The organism is Candidatus Methylobacter oryzae (assembly GCF_003994235.2).
Lineage (GTDB): Bacteria > Pseudomonadota > Gammaproteobacteria > Methylococcales > Methylomonadaceae > Methylobacter_A > Methylobacter_A oryzae.
Genome location: NZ_RYFG02000108.1, coordinates 37,479 through 54,461, shown reverse-complemented (window position 1 = coordinate 54,461; position 16,983 = coordinate 37,479). Strand labels below are relative to the sequence as shown.

At 55.6% G+C, this 16,983-nt stretch carries 17 protein-coding genes and 1 other RNA gene; 3 read left to right on the top strand and 15 right to left on the bottom strand.

Features of this window, described 5'->3' with window-relative positions; all coding sequences use genetic code 11:
- Positions 1–17: 17 nt before the first annotated feature.
- The 15 genes from EKO24_RS15295 to EKO24_RS15225 all read right to left on the bottom strand — a co-directional run bounded on the left by EKO24_RS15295 (position 18) and on the right by EKO24_RS15225 (position 13,713).
- Positions 18–1,229 carry a hypothetical protein gene (locus EKO24_RS15295; protein ID WP_127028255.1) on the bottom strand — a complete coding sequence of 404 codons (1,212 nt, stop codon included), beginning with the start codon at positions 1,227–1,229 and terminating at the stop codon, positions 18–20.
- A complete protein-coding gene (locus EKO24_RS15290) occupies positions 1,230–2,210 on the bottom strand; it encodes an NAD-dependent epimerase/dehydratase family protein (protein WP_127028254.1) in 981 nt (326 codons plus the stop codon).
- 4 nt (positions 2,211–2,214) lie between these two features.
- The gene (locus tag EKO24_RS15285) at positions 2,215–3,924 is read right to left on the bottom strand and encodes a thiamine pyrophosphate-binding protein (protein ID WP_127028253.1); all 1,710 of its coding nucleotides are present in this window, start codon (positions 3,922–3,924) and stop codon (positions 2,215–2,217) included.
- Positions 3,925–3,939: 15 nt separating this feature from the next.
- A complete protein-coding gene (rfbH, locus tag EKO24_RS15280; protein WP_127028252.1) occupies positions 3,940–5,547 on the bottom strand; it encodes a lipopolysaccharide biosynthesis protein RfbH in 1,608 nt (535 codons plus the stop codon).
- Positions 5,531–5,788 (bottom strand): hypothetical protein, encoded by a 258-nt coding sequence (locus EKO24_RS15275; RefSeq protein WP_127028251.1) that lies wholly within the window; start codon positions 5,786–5,788, stop codon positions 5,531–5,533. The genes rfbH and EKO24_RS15275 overlap by 17 nt, the downstream gene beginning before the upstream one ends.
- Before the next feature lie 2 nt (positions 5,789–5,790).
- Positions 5,791–6,870 carry a CDP-glucose 4,6-dehydratase gene (rfbG, locus tag EKO24_RS15270; protein ID WP_127028282.1) on the bottom strand — a complete coding sequence of 360 codons (1,080 nt, stop codon included), beginning with the start codon at positions 6,868–6,870 and terminating at the stop codon, positions 5,791–5,793.
- Positions 6,864–7,631, bottom strand: a complete 768-nt coding sequence (gene rfbF / locus EKO24_RS15265) for a glucose-1-phosphate cytidylyltransferase (RefSeq protein ID WP_127028250.1) — start codon at positions 7,629–7,631, stop codon at positions 6,864–6,866. The genes rfbG and rfbF overlap by 7 nt, the downstream gene beginning before the upstream one ends.
- Complete coding sequence (locus EKO24_RS15260) at positions 7,628–8,809, bottom strand: DegT/DnrJ/EryC1/StrS family aminotransferase (protein ID WP_127028249.1); 1,182 nt, start codon at positions 8,807–8,809, stop codon at positions 7,628–7,630. Before EKO24_RS15260 ends, rfbF begins: the two co-directional genes overlap by 4 nt.
- Positions 8,809–9,738 carry a GDP-L-fucose synthase family protein gene (locus EKO24_RS15255; RefSeq protein ID WP_127028248.1) on the bottom strand — a complete coding sequence of 310 codons (930 nt, stop codon included), beginning with the start codon at positions 9,736–9,738 and terminating at the stop codon, positions 8,809–8,811. Before EKO24_RS15255 ends, EKO24_RS15260 begins: the two co-directional genes overlap by 1 nt.
- Positions 9,739–9,752: 14 nt before the next feature.
- Entirely contained in the window at positions 9,753–10,838 is a 1,086-nt protein-coding gene (gene gmd, locus EKO24_RS15250) for a GDP-mannose 4,6-dehydratase (protein WP_127028247.1), read from the bottom strand.
- Positions 10,835–12,265, bottom strand: coding sequence for a mannose-1-phosphate guanylyltransferase/mannose-6-phosphate isomerase (locus EKO24_RS15245; protein WP_196240030.1), 1,431 nt, complete (start codon positions 12,263–12,265; stop codon positions 10,835–10,837). The genes gmd and EKO24_RS15245 overlap by 4 nt, the downstream gene beginning before the upstream one ends.
- Before the next feature lie 235 nt (positions 12,266–12,500).
- A complete protein-coding gene (locus EKO24_RS15240) occupies positions 12,501–12,959 on the bottom strand; it encodes an EVE domain-containing protein (protein ID WP_127028246.1) in 459 nt (152 codons plus the stop codon).
- Positions 12,960–12,994: 35 nt separating this feature from the next.
- Positions 12,995–13,174, bottom strand: a non-coding RNA gene (gene ssrS, locus EKO24_RS15235) — 6S RNA.
- A 21-nt stretch (positions 13,175–13,195) separates the two neighbouring features.
- Complete coding sequence (locus EKO24_RS15230; protein ID WP_127028245.1) at positions 13,196–13,495, bottom strand: cell division protein ZapA; 300 nt, start codon at positions 13,493–13,495, stop codon at positions 13,196–13,198.
- Positions 13,492–13,713, bottom strand: a complete 222-nt coding sequence (locus EKO24_RS15225; RefSeq protein ID WP_127028244.1) for a TIGR02449 family protein — start codon at positions 13,711–13,713, stop codon at positions 13,492–13,494. Before EKO24_RS15225 ends, EKO24_RS15230 begins: the two co-directional genes overlap by 4 nt.
- A 143-nt stretch (positions 13,714–13,856) precedes the next feature.
- Between EKO24_RS15225 and EKO24_RS15220 the strand changes: the two genes are divergently transcribed.
- Genes EKO24_RS15220 through ubiH form a run of 3 tightly spaced genes read left to right on the top strand, consistent with a single transcriptional unit; the run spans position 13,857 to position 16,962 of the window.
- Positions 13,857–14,390: a UPF0149 family protein gene (locus EKO24_RS15220; RefSeq protein WP_127028243.1), complete on the top strand. Its 534-nt coding sequence runs from the start codon at positions 13,857–13,859 to the stop codon at positions 14,388–14,390.
- Positions 14,391–14,449: 59 nt separating this feature from the next.
- Entirely contained in the window at positions 14,450–15,760 is a 1,311-nt protein-coding gene (gene pepP / locus EKO24_RS15215) for a Xaa-Pro aminopeptidase (RefSeq protein WP_127028242.1), read from the top strand.
- Complete coding sequence (gene ubiH / locus EKO24_RS15210) at positions 15,760–16,962, top strand: 2-octaprenyl-6-methoxyphenyl hydroxylase (RefSeq protein WP_127028241.1); 1,203 nt, start codon at positions 15,760–15,762, stop codon at positions 16,960–16,962. Before pepP ends, ubiH begins: the two co-directional genes overlap by 1 nt.
- The last annotated feature ends 21 nt before the right edge of the window (positions 16,963–16,983 follow it).

Sequence of the window (16,983 nt, the reverse complement as noted above, 5' to 3'; positions counted from 1 at the left end):
ATAGGTCGTTGTAGGGGCTAGTGAGAAACGGCTCGTGCAGTCCTTAGGTAGAGAACGTACATATAATACACCACGGCCCATTGGGAAATAAGCAACGGCGCGCCAATGGTCAGGATCGAAATTCTTGACGACCAATACAAGCCGCCGAAACAGGCCAGCATTGATAAAACACCGACCAGCGAAGAAGCGAGTATTTTTTTCGTATTGCCAATCAAAGTGATATGAACCATCAATGCGCCGATAATCAAATTACCCCCGTCCGTCACCACGCCAAACAATAGCAGAATCCAGTGTTGCGCAAAGCCGGGATTAGTCAATAACCGCACCGCAAACTCGCCGAACGCGGCAGAAACCAGCATTACGCCCACTATCACCGCAATCGCCCCTTTTAAATATTTGGACGTGTATTGACCCGAAGTTTTGTAAATCAACGGCGTGAATTGCTGGCTGTAAACAAGCGAAGCGGCGCCAATCGCGGCGCTGCCGATATTCGCTATCGTTGCGAACGCGCCGACTTCTTCGGCAAACCCTAACGGCACTAAAATCAGCCGATACCCTTGCAGCTGAAGCCAATTGCAAACCGCGCCGATAGAAAAAGGATAGGAAAAATCGAAAACTTCTTTAGCACGTATCCGATAATCCGAAGCAGCAATAAATACCCGGTACTTATAGGCTTTGTAGAATAAATAACCGCAAGACAAGCCCAGCGCAATTAACCAGGCCTCGATCAACAGCGCTTCATCCGCGTCAAAATACCGGACCAGCACATAAAACAACAGCACCTTCAAGACCGCTTCTTGAACGAAGCTGACCGACACGCAATTCCTGTGCTCCAGGTTGTTCAAGGTGTTCCTTAGCGCTTGCAGCACATACAAAGCAACAGCCAAAGCCGAGACAAGCGCCGCGTAAACGACATAGCCCGGTTTAACGGCCGCACATATTGCAATGGCCGGCAGCGAAAAACATAAATAAAGCGCGACCAATCTGCCGTTAAACCTCAACAGCGGCCGGGCGCTTCCGGATGCGTCCCTGACCTTAGCCAGATTGGCTTGCTGATAATAATCCACCGGGACAAATACTATCGCGTTGGCTGAATAAGACACTGTCAGCAGGAAAAAATAGACGCCCAACTGCTCGGCGGCCAAGTAATTGGTATACAGCTTGACGTTGACCAACTGGAGCAATATGACCAGCATCCTGGCCACGGCACTGAGAACGGCGTCTTTCATCTACTTTCCGGCGGAATTGACCGGAACCGGCGCAGGCTTTGGCAACGATAACGACAGCTGTTGCAATATTGCGGCCGCCTCCCGGACGATGCCGTCTATCGACGACAGCCCGGGCCGGTAGCCGAAATCGGCGGCACGGGTGTTCAACGAATAATAATGCGGCTTGCCGCCGGTCGCGTTGACGCCGGCGCTTGCTTCGATTGTTCGGTAGCGCAGCCCGAACTCCTGCTGCATCACCGCCAGCAACGCCGGCTTATCGACCGGCGCCAGCGTATAGCAATCGACGGCCGCGTTGGCGGCGGGCGCGGCTATCAGCGCCGAAACCAGCCGGTGGAAATCGGCCGGATGCAGGTAATCGCGGACAATGTAATCGGCTGAAATTTGCAGCACGGCGTCGTCGCGGATCGAACGCAACATATCGGTTATCAGGAAGCGCGCCGACAGATCCTGGCTGCGGCTGAAATAATTGAACACGCGAATATCGACAATAGCCCGTTCGGGCAACGCGCGGTGCCGGCATTCGGCGTGCAGCTTGGCGACGCCGTACCATGCCTGCGGCTCCAGGCCGTTGATCGCGACGACGGCCTGTGTGTCCTTAGTCGCCGGTTCGTTGAAACCGGTGCCGTAAGCCGCGCCGCTGCTCAAAAACAGGTAGCGGCATTGAGGATGGGTTTGCAAATAATCCAGCACCAGCTGATCGAAACGCCAAGTGATGTCGAAGATCGCATTGCCCAGCGCCTGCGCCTGCGCCGGATTGCCGACGCCGACGAAGTTGATGACGACATCGAAGTCGTGGCCGGCAAATGCGCCGAAATCGTCTACCGGATAGCGTCCCGGCAAACCTTGCATCAGCAGCCAGCTCAAAACCTCGGCCGGGCGGCGCGCGAACAAATGCAGTTGCCTGTCCTGCTCCACCGAGAAAGCGACAATTAAGTCCCTGGCGATCTGGCTGGTTGCTCCGAGAATGGCGATCCGGGTCATGCGCTCAAGCGTCCAATGGCGGAAACTGTTTGTCCAGTTTCGAACCAAACGCCAGCCGCGGCCTGCATTCGGTCGCACCGTCCATGATAATTTCGATCAACAGCGGGCCGTTGCGTTCGGGGATCAGGTTCAGCGCGCGCTCGGTTTCTTCGGCGTTTTCGGCGCGGAGGGCCTCGATGCCGTAAGCCCTGGCAATATCGGTGAACGACGGGCTGCTGTAGCCTTTTTGCGTAGACTGGTTGCGGCCGTCGAAGTACATGTCCTGGAAATTTTTGACCATGCCCAGCACCGAATTGTTCATGACGATGATCGTCAAATCCAAATCCATGCGCTTCAGCGTGTCCAGCTCCTGGATATTGATTTGCAGGCTGCCGTCGCCGGTAATCACGACCGCTTTATGCCGCGATTGCAGGGCGATGCCCAACGCGGCCGGCAACGCAAACCCCATTGCTCCCATGCCGCCGCTGTAATGGACCGCCTGTCCCGGCGACAGGCGCAAGCTTTGCGCGGCCCACATCTGGTGGTTGCCGACGTCGCAAACGTAATCGACCGGGCGCCCGGCCAAAACCCGGTTCAACTGCTTGACCACTTCGCTGGGGCTGATAGTCCAGTCCGCATATTCGTTAATTTGCGCCTTTTCGCGTTGCGCCGCCAGTTCGGCCGGCCAGCATTTGTCCAGCGCCGGGAATGTGCCCAATTGCAACGGAAACGCGCGGAAAAAACTATCCGCCGATGCGCAGATATTTAGATCGGCGCGAACCCGGTTATTCAATTGCGCCGGGTCGATGTCGATCTGGACGATAGCCGCGTTGCGGGCGAAATCGCCGGTGTCGGCACCGGTCTGGCGCACGTCCAGCCGCGCGCCGACGACGATCAGCAGGTCGCAGTTCTGCACGGCCCAATTGGCTTCGCGGTTGCCGTAACTGCCTATCATGTTGAAGTAATTTTTGCCGGCGACAACCCGTTCGTGGCCCATCAGCGTCGATACGTACGGAATGTCCAGCGCATCGGCTGCGGCCAGCCACGGCGCCATCGCATCGGCCCAGCGCGCGCCGCCGCCGATACACAGCAGCGGCCGCTGCGCCTCCAGGCACAGCGCTTGCAGGCGTTCCAGCTCGTCCGAGGACGCTTCCGTCCCTGCGTCGATGTCCAGCGGCACATTCAGCCAGTTCCCGACCAACGCATCCGGAATATCGACGCGTTGCACGTTATTCGGAATATCCAGCAATACCGGGCCTTGACGGCCGCTCAACGCCAGCGACAACGCTTTGTGCAGTTGCGACAGTAAATCTTCGGGACTATCGACGCGCGCCGCATATTTGGTCAGCGACCGCGCCAGTTCGACGATATCCAGCTCCTGGAAACCCTGCTGCCGGATCGCCAGCTCGCCCCGGAGCTCATGGGTATTGACTTGGCCGGTGATGAACAGGCAGGGCACCGAATCGAACCAACAGCTGCCGATGCCGGTCAGCAGGTTCGTAGCTCCAGGACCGCTGGTTCCCATCGCCAGCGCGACGGTCTTGCCTTTGCTGTGCCGGGCCACGCCTTCGGCCGCGAACGCCGCCGCTTGCTCGTGATGCATCGAAACGATGTCGAACTGCCCGGATTCGGCGAAGCTGTCCAACATATGGGTGATCATGCCGCCGACGAGTTCGAAACAAGTCCGGACCCGGTGGGCGGTCAAAAATCTGGCGAGCGCGTCGGAAGCTTTCAAATCAAATCCCGCCGGTTACGATTTTACGCCCAGGAACGCTTCGATTTGCCCGGCCGCGTAATCCAGCATTTGCTCGCTCAAGCCGGGGTAGACGCCGATCCAGAACGTGTTGTTCATGATGTCGTCGGTGCGGGTCAAGTCGCCGCTGATGCGGTAATTACGGCCTTTGAAATACGGCTGGCGGGTCAGGTTGCCGGCGAACAGCAAGCGCGTGCCGATTTTGTGCCGGTCCAGGTGTTTCAACAGCTCGACGCGCTCGATGCCGGCTGACGCCTTGATCGTAATCGGGAAGCCGAACCAGGACGGCTCGCTACCGGCGGTAGCTTCGGGCAGGACCAGCTTGTCCGCGCAGGATTGCAGCCGTGTTTTCAGGTAGTCGAAATTGCGTTTGCGCGCAACGATAAAGTCCGGCAAACGGTCCATCTGCGCCAGCGCGCAAGCGGCCTGCATGTCGCTGATGTTCAGGTTGTAACCCAAATGCGAGTAGGTGTATTTGTGATCGTAGCCCTTAGGCAGGTCGCCGAGTTGCCAACCGAAACGCCGGCGGCAGGTGTCGTCGCAACCGGGCGCGCAATAACAATCGCGGCCCCAATCGCGGAACGATTCGACAATTTTTTTCAGCTTGCGGTCTTTGGTGAAAACGATGCCGCCTTCGCCCATCGTGATATGGTGGGCCGGATAGAAGCTGCACGTCGCGATATGGCCGAACGTGCCGACATGCCGGCCTTGGTACAGCGAACCCAGCGCGTCGCAGCAATCCTCTATGACCCATAGCTTATGCCGCTCGGCAACCGCCATCACTGCATCGAGGTTATACGGGTTGCCCAGCGTATGCGCAATCATGATCGCGCGGGTACGATCGGTTAGCGCCGCCTCGATTTTTTCGGCGTCGATGTTGTAAGTCGGAATATCGACGTCGACGAACACCGGCACCATGCCGTTCTGCAAAATCGGGTTGACGGTGGTCGGAAAACCGGCCGCGACGGTAATGACTTCGTCGCCCGGCTGCAACGCGCGCTCGCCCAGTTTGTCCGAGGTCAGCGCGGTAAACGCCAGCAGGTTGGCCGCCGATCCTGACGTGGTCGTCAATGCGTACGGCACGCCGACGAATTCGGCGAAACGCTGTTCGAACGCTTTGTTGAAGCGCCCGGTCGTCAGCCAACCGTCCAGCGAGGCGTCGACCATGTTGATCAACTCGCCGGCGCCCAGCACTTTGCCGGACGGCGGGATTACGCTGAAGCCCGGTTCAAAGTCCGAGGACTTGTATTTATGTTCGGCGAAATTTTCCACGTTAAACGCGGTCGCCGCCCGCAACACTTCGTCGAGTTTTTTGCTGTTGACGCTGGCGACTTTGCGGCAAATCCGTCTTTGTACAGTGATGGCTTTATCGACGCGCACGAGGCTATCGCGTTTTAGCGCCCCCTCGGCCAAGTCGCCGGCCGTAATCAGAACAGCCGCGGCATCGGCAGCGTAAGCGTCGACTTCGGTGGTGATATAGGCCACGTTCACATCGTCGCTTTTGCTGCGCCGGTTAGAACCGATAACCAAGCCCGGCCTGACTTTGCCGCCGGCCTGATCGGAATAAGGGAAACTCAGCAGGACAATATCACCGAGCTTTGGCATCGAACAGCTCCTCCCAATCGACGTTGTTATCGTCTTCGGTATCGAAAAAACTCGCCAGGCCGATTGCCTGGAATTCCTGTTCGGGCTTGTCGGCAGCGGCGCGCAGCGATTCGGCCATGCCGCTCGCCTGGTCGTTCTTATCGAGTACAACGACAAACAGCTCAGCCTCGCTGCCGACTCCGACTAACGGCGAAAGCAACTGAATGTTGCCTTCTTTGTAAATCGCTTTGATAGCTTGCATGGTTAAGCTCCTTTATGGGTTTGATAATCCGCAATCTGCGCCAAGGTTATCTCGCGCATATTCAGGTTTTGTTGATAGGCCTTGTACCAAGCGACTATTTTATCGAGCGCGCAATCCAGGTTCCATCTCGGCTGCCAATCCAAATGGGCTTTGGCTTTCGAGCAATCCAGCTTCAGGTAATGCGCCTCGTGCGGGTGTAGGCCTTGATCCAGCACCCAGCCGGCGCCCTCGCCCCAGGAAGCGGTCAGGTTTTCGACTATCCACTGCACGGGTTTTGCGTCTTCGCTGTTCGGACCGAAATTCCAGGCTTCGGCGTAGGCCGCGCCGTCGGAGTACAGTTTCTGCGCCAACAGCAAATAGCCGGACAACGGCTCCAGCACGTGCTGCCACGGACGGATCGCATGCGGATTGCGGATAGGCACCGGCTGGCCTTGCATGATCGCGCGCATGATGTCGGGGATCAGCCGGTCCCCGGCCCAGTCGCCGCCGCCGATCACGTTGCCGGCCCGGGCCGAAGCCAGCGCGACGCCGTGCTCGGGAAAATTGCCGGGATTGAAATAAGAACTGCGATATGCGGCCGCGACCAGCTCGGCGCAGCCTTTGCTGTTGCTGTAGGGATCGTAGCCGCCCATCGCTTCGTTTTCCCGGTAGCCCCAGGCCCATTCGCGGTTTTCGTAGCATTTGTCGCTGGTCACGTTGACGATCGCGCGCACGCTGTCGGTCAATCGGGCCGCTTCCAGCACGTGCACGGTGCCCATTACGTTGGTCGAGTAGGTTTCGATTGGATTGGCGTAGGAATAGCGCACCAGCGGTTGCGCCGCCATATGAATGACGATTTCGGGTCGGTATTTTGCAAATGCGCCGGACAGCGCCGCGAAGTCGCGGATGTCGGCTTCGATGCTGATCATGCCGTCGGCGACGTCGGCGACCTCAAACAGGCTCGGCTCGGTCGGCGCCGGTAGCGCATAACCGGTCACTTTCGCCCCCATCTCTTGCAGCCATAGTGAAAGCCAGCCACCCTTGAAGCCGGTATGGCCGGTCAGCAGCACGGTTTTACCGGCCCAGAATGACGGATCTACCATATTTTCCACGGCGCCTGCCCGCTTGCCCATAAGGCTTCAAGATAAGTTTTATCGCGCAGCGTATCCATCGGTTGCCAGAAGCCGGAATGAAAAAAAGCCGCCATTTGCCCTTCTTGGGCCAGCCGCTCCATTGGTTCGCGCTCCCAGACCGTATCGTCGCCGTGGATATAATCGAGCACTTTCGCGGACAGCACGAAAAAACCGCCGTTGACCCAATTGCCGTCGCCTTGCGGTTTTTCCTGAAAACCGGTAACGCTGCTGCCGTCCAGGTTGAGCGCGCCGAACCGGCCCGGCGGCTGCATCGCGGTCAGCGTCGCCAGCTTGCCGTGTTGTTTGTGGAATTCGACCAGCGCGGTGATGTCCACGTCGCCGATGCCGTCGCCGTAAGTGCAGCAAAAATCCTCGCCGTCCAGGTAATCGGCGACGCGCTTGATGCGGCCGCCGGTCATCGTGTCCTCGCCGGTATCGACCAGCGTGACCCGCCACGGCTCGGCATTGCGCTGGTGCACTTCCATGTTGTTATGTTGCATGTCGAAAGTCACGTCGGACATATGCAGGAAGTAGTTCGCGAAGTATTCTTTGATCACGTAACCTTTGTAGCCGCAGCAGACGATGAATTCGTTAATGCCGTGCTCGGAATAGATTTTCATGATGTGCCAAAGCACCGGCCGGCCGCCGATTTCGACCATCGGCTTGGGCCTGACCGTGGTTTCCTCGCTGATGCGTGTGCCTAATCCGCCGGCAAGAATGACCGCTTTCATTGGACTCCCATGCGCAGTGCGGCCAGCGCTGTAAAGGCTTCCGGTATAGGGTAGTGATGGTTGCCGACGAACAGGCCGTTGCGGTCGATATGCTCGGCGTTTTTCAGCGTGCCGTACACTTCCGAGTCGAAATATTGCACGACTTCGTTTTTGGCGAAGTTGCCGGCGACGATAGGCCGGCATTCGAAACCCAATTCGTTCAATTCGGCGACCAACTCCTTGCGCGTCAATACGCTACCCGGACGGATCACCAGGCTGAAGCCGAACCAGCTGCTTTCGCCAATTTCGCGTTGGATAAGGAGTTCAGGATGATCGCTTAACGCCGCTTGCAACAGTTTGCCGTTGTTGCGGCGCTCCTCGACCATTTCCGGCAAACGCTTCAATTGCGCGACGCCCAACGCGCCTTCCAGTTCCAGCGGGCGCACGTTGTAGCCGGGCAGCACGAAGCGGAACGATTCCTCGAACGGATCGTCGCTTTTGTCGGCGCAAACCAGGTTGTGCTTGGGCAGGTTGCGCGTCCAGCCGTGCGCCCTGAGCGACAGCAGGATTTGGTACAGTTCGTCGTCGTCGGTGACGATCAAACCGCCTTCCATCGTCGAAATATGGTGACTGAAAAAAGAGCTGAAACTGCCCATCACGCCGAACGTGCCGGTGTGCTTGCCGTTGAATTTCGCGCCCATCGACTCGCAGTTGTCTTCGATCAGCACGATGTCGCGCCCGCCGATGATGCGGTCGATGCGGCCGAAATCGTTCGGATTGCCGAGCAGGTTCACGGCCATGATTGCGCGGGTTTTATCGGTGACGGCCTGTTCCAATTGCTCCAGGTCGTAGTTCAACGTGTCCAGGTCAATATCGACGAATTTGATCTTCAGGCCGTATTGGTACAGCGGGTAATAGGTCGTGCTCCAGGACACCGCCGGTACGATCACTTCGTCGCCGCGTTGCAGTTTCAGCGCCGGGTTCTTGGTATAGAACAATGCCGCGACCATCAGCAGATTGGCCGACGATCCGGAATTGACCATCACGCAATGCCGGCTGCCGGTATAGCCGGCGAAGTCGCGCTCGAAAGCCCGCACATTCTCGCCCATCGTAAACAAGCCGGAAGCGATGACGCGCTGCATCGCGTCCAGCTCTTCCTTATCCCAGGAAGCGGTGGCTAACGGAAATTTGAAACTCACTACCGACATACTTGCAAATAAAATTGGTAGGTTTGTTCGATGCCGCTTTGCAAATCGTGGCGCGCCGACCAGCCCCAGGCTTGTTGCCGCTCGATACTTGTCAGTTTGCGCGCCATGCCGACGGGCTTGCTAAGATCGTGCACGAACTCGCCGTCGTAGCCCATGACTTCGGCCGCGGCCCGGTAGTATTCGTTGATCGTGTAATCGAAACCCAGGCCGACGTTCATCACGTCCGGCAGCGCATCAAACTGCGTGATCGCGCGCACGATCGCATCGGCCAGATCGCCTGCATATAAAAACTCGCGCCGGGCGCTGCCGTCGCCCCAGATTTCGACGCTACGCTGCCCGCATTGCTTGGCCTGGTAGACTTTATGGATGATCGCCGGCACCAGGTGCGAATGCGCCGGGTCGAATTTGTCGTGGCGCCCGTACAGATTGCACGGAATCAGCGTCTTGTATCGGTAGGCCGCGTCTTCGCGCATAATATATTCACACAGCCTGGCAGTGACCACTTTGGCCAGCGCGTAGCCTTCGTTGGTCGGTTCCAGCTCGCCTTTCAGCACCATGTCCTCGCCCAACGCTTCGGAATGATTGCGCGGATACATGCAGGAACTGCCGAGGTTGATCAGGCGCTTGACGCCTGCCTGCCGCGATGCACCGACGATATTGCGGCCCATGTCGAGGTTGTCTAGCAAAAAGCCGACCGGCTCGCGCATGTTGGCCTGGATGCCGCCGACTTTGCCGGCCGCATGGATGACCATGTCGGGCCGGTGCGTTTGCAAATAGCTTTGCACAGCGCCGAAGTCGCGCAAGTCCAGCTCGCGGCTGTTCGGCGCGAGCATCTCGAACTCGCCGATTTCCGAATGTTCGAGCAAATTCCGCCCGACCATGCCGCCGCCGCCCGTCAATAATATCCGCATCTTGCTCATGCTGATCTTCGCGATTATTCGTTATAGTTCGGCACGTTGTAGCCGTGCTTCTTGACCAGCTCGTCGCGCTCGGCCGATTCCAGATCGGCGCGAACCATTTCGCCGACCAGTTCGTCGAAACTGATTTTAGGCGTCCAACCGAGTCTGGTTCGGGCTTTGGTTGCATCGCCGAGCAAGGTTTCCACTTCGGTCGGACGGAAATAGCGCGGATCGACCGCGACGATGCATTTGCCGGATGCGTCGTAGCCTTTTTCATCGACGCCTTCGCCGCGCCAGGTAATCGCCATGCCCAACTCTTTGGCCGCCGCATTGACGAAGTCGCGCACGCTGTATTGCACGCCGGTGGCAATGACGAAATCTTCCGGCTGCTCCTGTTGCAGCATCAGCCATTGCATCTCGACGTAATCCTTGGCGTGGCCCCAATCGCGCAATGCGTTCATGTTGCCGAGGTACAGGCATTCTTGCAGGCCCAGCTTGATCCGGGCCAGTGCGCGAGTGATTTTGCGCGTGACGAACGTTTCGCCGCGTATCGGCGATTCGTGGTTGAACAAAATGCCGTTGCAGGCGTAGATGCCGTAGGCTTCGCGGTAATTGACCGTGATCCAGTAGGCGTACAGCTTGGCGACTGCGTAAGGGCTACGCGGATAAAACGGCGTGGTTTCTTTTTGCGGGATTTCCTGGACCAAACCGTACAACTCGGACGTGGACGCCTGGTAAAAACGGGTCTTATTTTGCAAACCCAGAATACGGATTGCTTCCAGGATGCGCAACGCGCCCAACGCGTCTGAGTTGGCGGTGTATTCCGGCTCCTCGAACGAAACCGCGACGTGGCTTTGCGCAGCCAGGTTGTAGATTTCGTCCGGCTGCACTTTCTGGATGATATGGGTCAGGCTGGACGAATCGGTCATGTCGCCGTGGTGCAAATAGAACGGCTTGCCCTGCTCGTGCGGATCTTGGAACAAATGGTCGATACGCGCGGTGTTGAACAGCGAACTGCGGCGTTTGATGCCGTGGACTTCATAGCCCTTGTCCAACAGCAATTCGGCCAGGTAGGCGCCGTCCTGCCCGGTCACGCCGGTAATTAATGCTATTTTAGTCATTGGCTTAAAGCCCTGTCGTAGGTATCGTCGAAACGCACGATATCGTCTTCGCCGACGTAGTCGCCGCATTGCACCTCGATGATTTGCAACGGGAAGCTGCCCGGATTTTCCAGGCGATGCCTGTGCGTCTTGGGAATATAAGTGGATTGGTTCGGCTCCAGTTGGATTTCCTGCGTGCCGTTAGTAATCTTGGCAATGCCGGACACAACCACCCAATGCTCGGAGCGGTGTTTGTGCATTTGCATCGACAGCTTCGCGCCGGGATTGACGACAATGCATTTGATTTTGAAATTAGGACCTTCTTCAAGAATCGTATAAACGCCCCACGGACGGTGTACCGTCAAGTGCGTTTCGGTCAAGTGCGGATGGTTTTTCTGCACCTCGGCCACGATTTGCCTGATGTCTTCCGAACGGCTGCGATCGCAAACCAGCGTCGCGTCGGCGGTCTGGATCACGGCGATATTGTTGAGGCCCAGCGTCGCCAGCAAACCGTGGGACGTCCACAACAGGCTGTTTTGCGTATCCAGCGTCAATACGTCGCCCTGGGTCATATTGCCGGCCTCGTCCTTACCGCGATGCAGGTAAATCGACTCCCAACTGCCAAGGTCGTTCCAGCCCATCGCCACCGGCACGACCGCTACTTTGCCAGCTTTTTCGGCCAAACCGTAATCGATGGACAGGTTAGGAAGGTCGCCGTAACAGGCTTTGACGTCGGACGCTCCGGACATTGCTGTAATCGCCTGGTGGATCGCCGGCTGATGTTGCGCCAGCATCCGCATGAAATCACCGGCGCGGAATACGAACATGCCGCTGTTCCACAAATAGCCGTCGGCTACGAAACGCTTGGCGTTATCGAAGTCGGGTTTTTCGACGAAGCGGGATACGTTCAACACCCGGTTGGCCGCGCCGTCGAGATTTAACGACGCGCCCGGATGGATATAACCGTAGCCGGTCGCCGGCTCGGTCGGCGTGATGCCGAGCAATACCAAGTAGCCTTGTTTGGCCGCGAGTTCGGCCGACCGCCAGGCGGAAAGAAAGCTGTGTTCGTCGCTAATCGCATGGTCGGACGGAAACACGCCGATCAATGCGTCCGGGTCCTGCTTGAATATTTCCCAAACCGCCCAGGCGATTGCGGGCAGCGTGTTGCGCGCGCAAGGCTCGGCCAGTACCGAAGCCGGCAGCGCGGCATCGAGTTCGGCCAGTTGGCCTTTGACTTCGAACTTGTGGTCTTGATGGGTTACCGTCAACAAACGGCCGGCATCGACATGATTCAGCACGCGCGATGCGGTTTGCTGCAATAAGGTTTGATCGCCGTTGAGCGGGAGCAATTGCTTTGGACGTAATGTACGCGAAAGCGGCCAAAGGCGGCTGCCGCTACCTCCGGCAAGAATAACGGCATAGCTGTTACCCCTCATCTTATCAGGCATGGGGCGATGTAAAAGCAGCGTAATGAAGCGAAAATAATAGAGGTATTATCTGTAAAGAAATTATCAAGGACAAGGCCGACCGAACTACTTGACTCACTAAAACACCTCTTATTAATTGCCTTTTAATATTAAGCGGACTCTGCTCCGAGCCCTATTTATTATTCAATGGTTCTACAAGCAAACCAGCTTTTAGCCTGGGATATGTGTTATTGAGGCGTTAGCCCCAACCATGTTTTTACTCTAACGCAAGAATAAACTTCCACTGGTCTTCGCTAACAGGCATTATCGATAATCGGTTGCCGCGCCTTACCAGTGCAAGACCCGACAACTCCTGACGATCTTTTAATTCTTTCAGCGTGATCGTGCGGGACAAGGTCTTGACATATTTAACGTCAACCATGATCCAGCGGGGATGTTCAGGATCGCTTTTCGAATCGAAATGCTTGTCATCCGGATCGAAAGCGGAAAAATCGGGATAGCCTTCTTTAACTATTTCCATGATGCCGACTATGCCCGGCACATCGCAGTTGGAATGATAGAAGAAGACTTGGTCGCCCAATTTCATGTCATCCCGCATCATATTCCTGGCCTGATAATTACGTACGCCGTCCCAATGCTCGGTCCGGTTAGGCTTATTGTATAAATCATTAATGCCGAACGTATCGGGTTCGGATTTCATTAGCCAGTAGTTCATGGGGATTTATTTATCGGAAGCGGTTATTTTATGGTGCATCTCCCGCCTGCGCCGTAATGTGCTTTCGTCCTTGAACCGGAGGTTCAAGTGGGGACATGGCCGGCACATCAGGCTTCCCGTACAAAACGGGCATGCTCACCAATACTGGTATCCGCCCCCGGGGTTAAAACAGGTTCAGGAAACACCCAGCACACTCTCGAACGCCGCAGGAGATGCAGGACGCTATTTTAGCGTGTTTACTGATTTTCTAAAACGTTTTCTATCTTCTGAGCCATTTTCGCCAGACATTCGCCCAACGTCCGGTTCAGCATCTCATTCTGGCTTTTCATCAGTTGTAACTCATGAGCCAAATTAAGCGCCGCCATCACCGCAATTCTGTCGGCGCCGGCCACTTTGCCCGAATCCCTCATTTGACGCATTTGCGCATCGAGCTGTTGGGCCGACTGAATCAAGTCGCTTTGTTCGTCCGGATCACAGGCAATTTTATATTCTTTACCCATGATAGTCAGCAGTACGGACTGGGGCCTTTTATTCATGATCCATTCTCCATGGCTTTCAATCGGGTAATCATCGCTTCAACGCGGGTTCTGGCCAGCGTGGTTTTTTCCAGAAGCTTGGCCTTTTCCCGGACTAATGAGTCCTGTTTGATTTTTAGCGAACTGTTTTCGTTTTTTACATGAGCATATTGCTCAATAAGCTGATCCAGCTTTTCTTCAAGCTTTTTTAACTCTAAAGATTGATTCGATTCTGTCATGGTGATACTGGGTTGTTGCAGGGAAACGCGTAAAAACATACGCATTACCGGGCGATTCAAGATTAACAAATATTATCCAAGTTAACGATCATGGTAGCATAAGCGATATTTTTAGTCCGCGATAGAATTATTATGTGGAATTTATGACTTACTCGATAATTAATACAATAGTTGTACGTAGCGACGCCGGACTCTCGGCGGCGCAAGCGCACGGCATGGCCTCAGGCATGTTATGCGCCAATGGGCAGGCTCAAAGCGCTGAATGGTTAACCGAACTATTCCGCGATGCGGCGCCTGTGGCCGATGAAGACAAAGCGGTCCTGGTTGGTTTATTCGAGGAAACGCGAAGCTTATTAGCGAGCGATGATTTTGAGTTTGACTTACTTTTGCCCGGCGATGAAGCCTCATTGAGCGAGCAGGTCGAAGCGCTGGTTTACTGGTGCCAAGGCTTTTTATGGGGAGTAGGTTTTACTCATGCCACTTCCGACCTGTCCGAGGAAGCAAGAGAAATATTAAAAGATATTGTCGAATTCACCAAACTGGACATTGAGGCTGAAGGCGAAGATGACGAGAGCGATTTCATGGAAATTACCGAATACATGAGGTCGGCTGTTCTGCTGCTGCGCAGTGAGTTGAATGACGGAGGTGAAAGGCTCAGGGCAAAAGATCCAAGATAAGAATTTTTCAAAATTTTGTCTTTTATCTTGAACCTTAGACCTTTAACCTGAATTTAAAAATGAAACAAAGCGAATTTAAAAAACGCCGCAAGCTGTTGATGCAGCATATCGGCAAAGGCAATATTGCATTGATAGGCAGCGCGTCGGTTAGGACTCGCAACCGGGACGTGAATTACCCGTTCCGTCAAGATAGCGACTTCTATTATTTGACCGGTTTTAATGAACCCGATTCCCTGGCTGTTTTTATTCCCGGCCGCAAGCAGGGCGAATATATTTTGTTTTGCCGCGAATTCGATGAGAAAAAAGCCCTGTGGGAAGGCGCCCATGCAGGCCTCGAGGGCGCTACCACGCATTATAAGGCCGACGATTCTTTTCCGATCGACGATCTGGACGATATTTTACCCGGCATGCTCGAAGACAAAGGCAAGGTCTATTATCCGATTGGCCGCGATTCCGACCTTGACCACAACTTACTGGTCTGGATAAATCATATCCGCAGCCAGTCCAGAACCGGCGTTACCGCGCCGGGAGAGCTGGCTTCGCTGGAGCACATCCTTCACGAGATGCGGCTATTCAAGAGCCCCGAAGAGCTGAAGCTGATGCGCCGCGCCGCTGAAGTTTCCGCCAACGCTCATGTCAAAGCGATGCAAAAATGCAAACCCGGCATGTATGAATACCAGATAGAGGCGGAAATCATTTATCACTTTATTCAGGGCGGTTTGCGTGCGGTTGCTTACCCGTCGATTGTCGCCGGCGGAAAAAATGCCTGCGTACTGCATTACACTGAAAATGCCGATAAATTACAAAGCGGCGATTTACTGCTAATCGACGCCGGCGCCGAATGCGATCATTACGCCGCCGACATCACCCGCACGTTCCCGGTTTCCGGAAGCTTTAGCGAACCGCAAAAACAGCTTTACCAACTGGTCTTGGATGCCCAAGCGGCGGCAATCGAACAGATCAAACCCGGCTCTCCATGGCATCTGGCGCACGACGCCTCGGTTGAGGTACTGACCAAAGGCTTGGTCTCGCTGGGGCTGCTCAAAGGCAAAGTGTCAAAGCTAATCAAGGATGAAAAATACAAACAGTTTTACATGCACAGGATCGGTCACTGGCTGGGTATGGACGTGCATGACGTCGGCGACTATAAACTGGACAAGGAATGGCGCTTGCTGGAGCCCGGCATGGTGCTGACCATCGAACCGGGATTATATATCCCCGAAGATTGCCAGACCGTTGACGAGCAATGGCGCGGCATAGGCATACGTATCGAAGACGATGTGCTGGTCACCGCCGACGGGCATGAAATATTAACCGGCGGCGTCCCTAAAACCATTGCGGAAATTGAAAGCTTAATGCAGGCGAGCTGATGCAACATGATTATGATTTATTGATTGTCGGCGGCGGCTTGGCAGGCAACTGCCTAGCCTTGGCGTTAAAAAACAGCGGCTTATCGATTGCGATAGTTGAAGCAAACACCCGCGAACAGCATCGCAGCTCTCCGGCAGGCGACAGGGCTTTGGCCTTGGCTGCCGGCACCGTAAAAATGCTTGAAACGCTGGATATCTGGCAAGGCGTCAGTCGGGCCGCCACCGCGATCAAAGATATTCATGTTTCCGATCGCGGGCACTTCGGCAAAGTCAGGCTTTCGGCGCGAAAAGAAAATGTGGAGGCATTGGGTTATGTCATCACTGCGCGGGATATTGAAACCCATGTCGCCCAACTGGTTAGTGAGGCCGATATAGAGCTGATTTGCCCTGCCCGGCTGATCGGGCTGATGGCGGGTAATGATTCAGTCAATGTCAGCCTGAAAAGAGAAGACGAGTCGTTGGCTTTAACCGCCAAGCTGCTGGTCGGCGCCGATGGCGGCAACTCCTCGGTCCGTAATTTGCTGGAAATATCCCAGCACGTTATCGAATACGGGCAAACTGCGTTGGTTACGACGGTAAAATCATCGCTAGCCCACAACAATGTCGCATACGAGCGCTTTACCGCTTCCGGGCCCTTAGCCTTGTTGCCGATAGGTACTCATCATTGCGCCGTGGTCTGGACACGTTCCAGCGAAGATGCCGACAGGCTAATGTCCGGTAGCGAAACGGACTTTCTGGCCGCGCTTCAACAATGCTTCGGTTATAGACTGGGCCGGCTTGGCTTGACCGCGCCTCGGCGGGCCTTTCCGTTGTCACTGATACGTGCGGAAAAAATGACCGCCGATAGAACCGTGGTTATCGGCAATGCGGTGCATCAACTGCATCCGGTTGCCGGCCAGGGATTTAACCTGGGCCTTCGCGACGTTATGCAGCTAGCCGAAATGATCATTAAACAATATCAGGCGAATCAAGACATCGGCGCCGCAGATTTTCTAAAGGCTTACGCCGACTCCAGACAGAAAGATCATGACCGAACTATCGGCTTTACCAATAGCGTGGTGCAAATTTTTTCCAACGACTGGCTGGCATTGGCTGCGGCCAGAAACGTCGGCCTGGCGATACTGGACCATATTCCCGCCGCCAAAACATGGCTCGCCCGCCACGCAATGGGCTTGGCAGGGCGCTTGCCCCGCCTTATATAACCCAATGCAACAGGAGAGAGT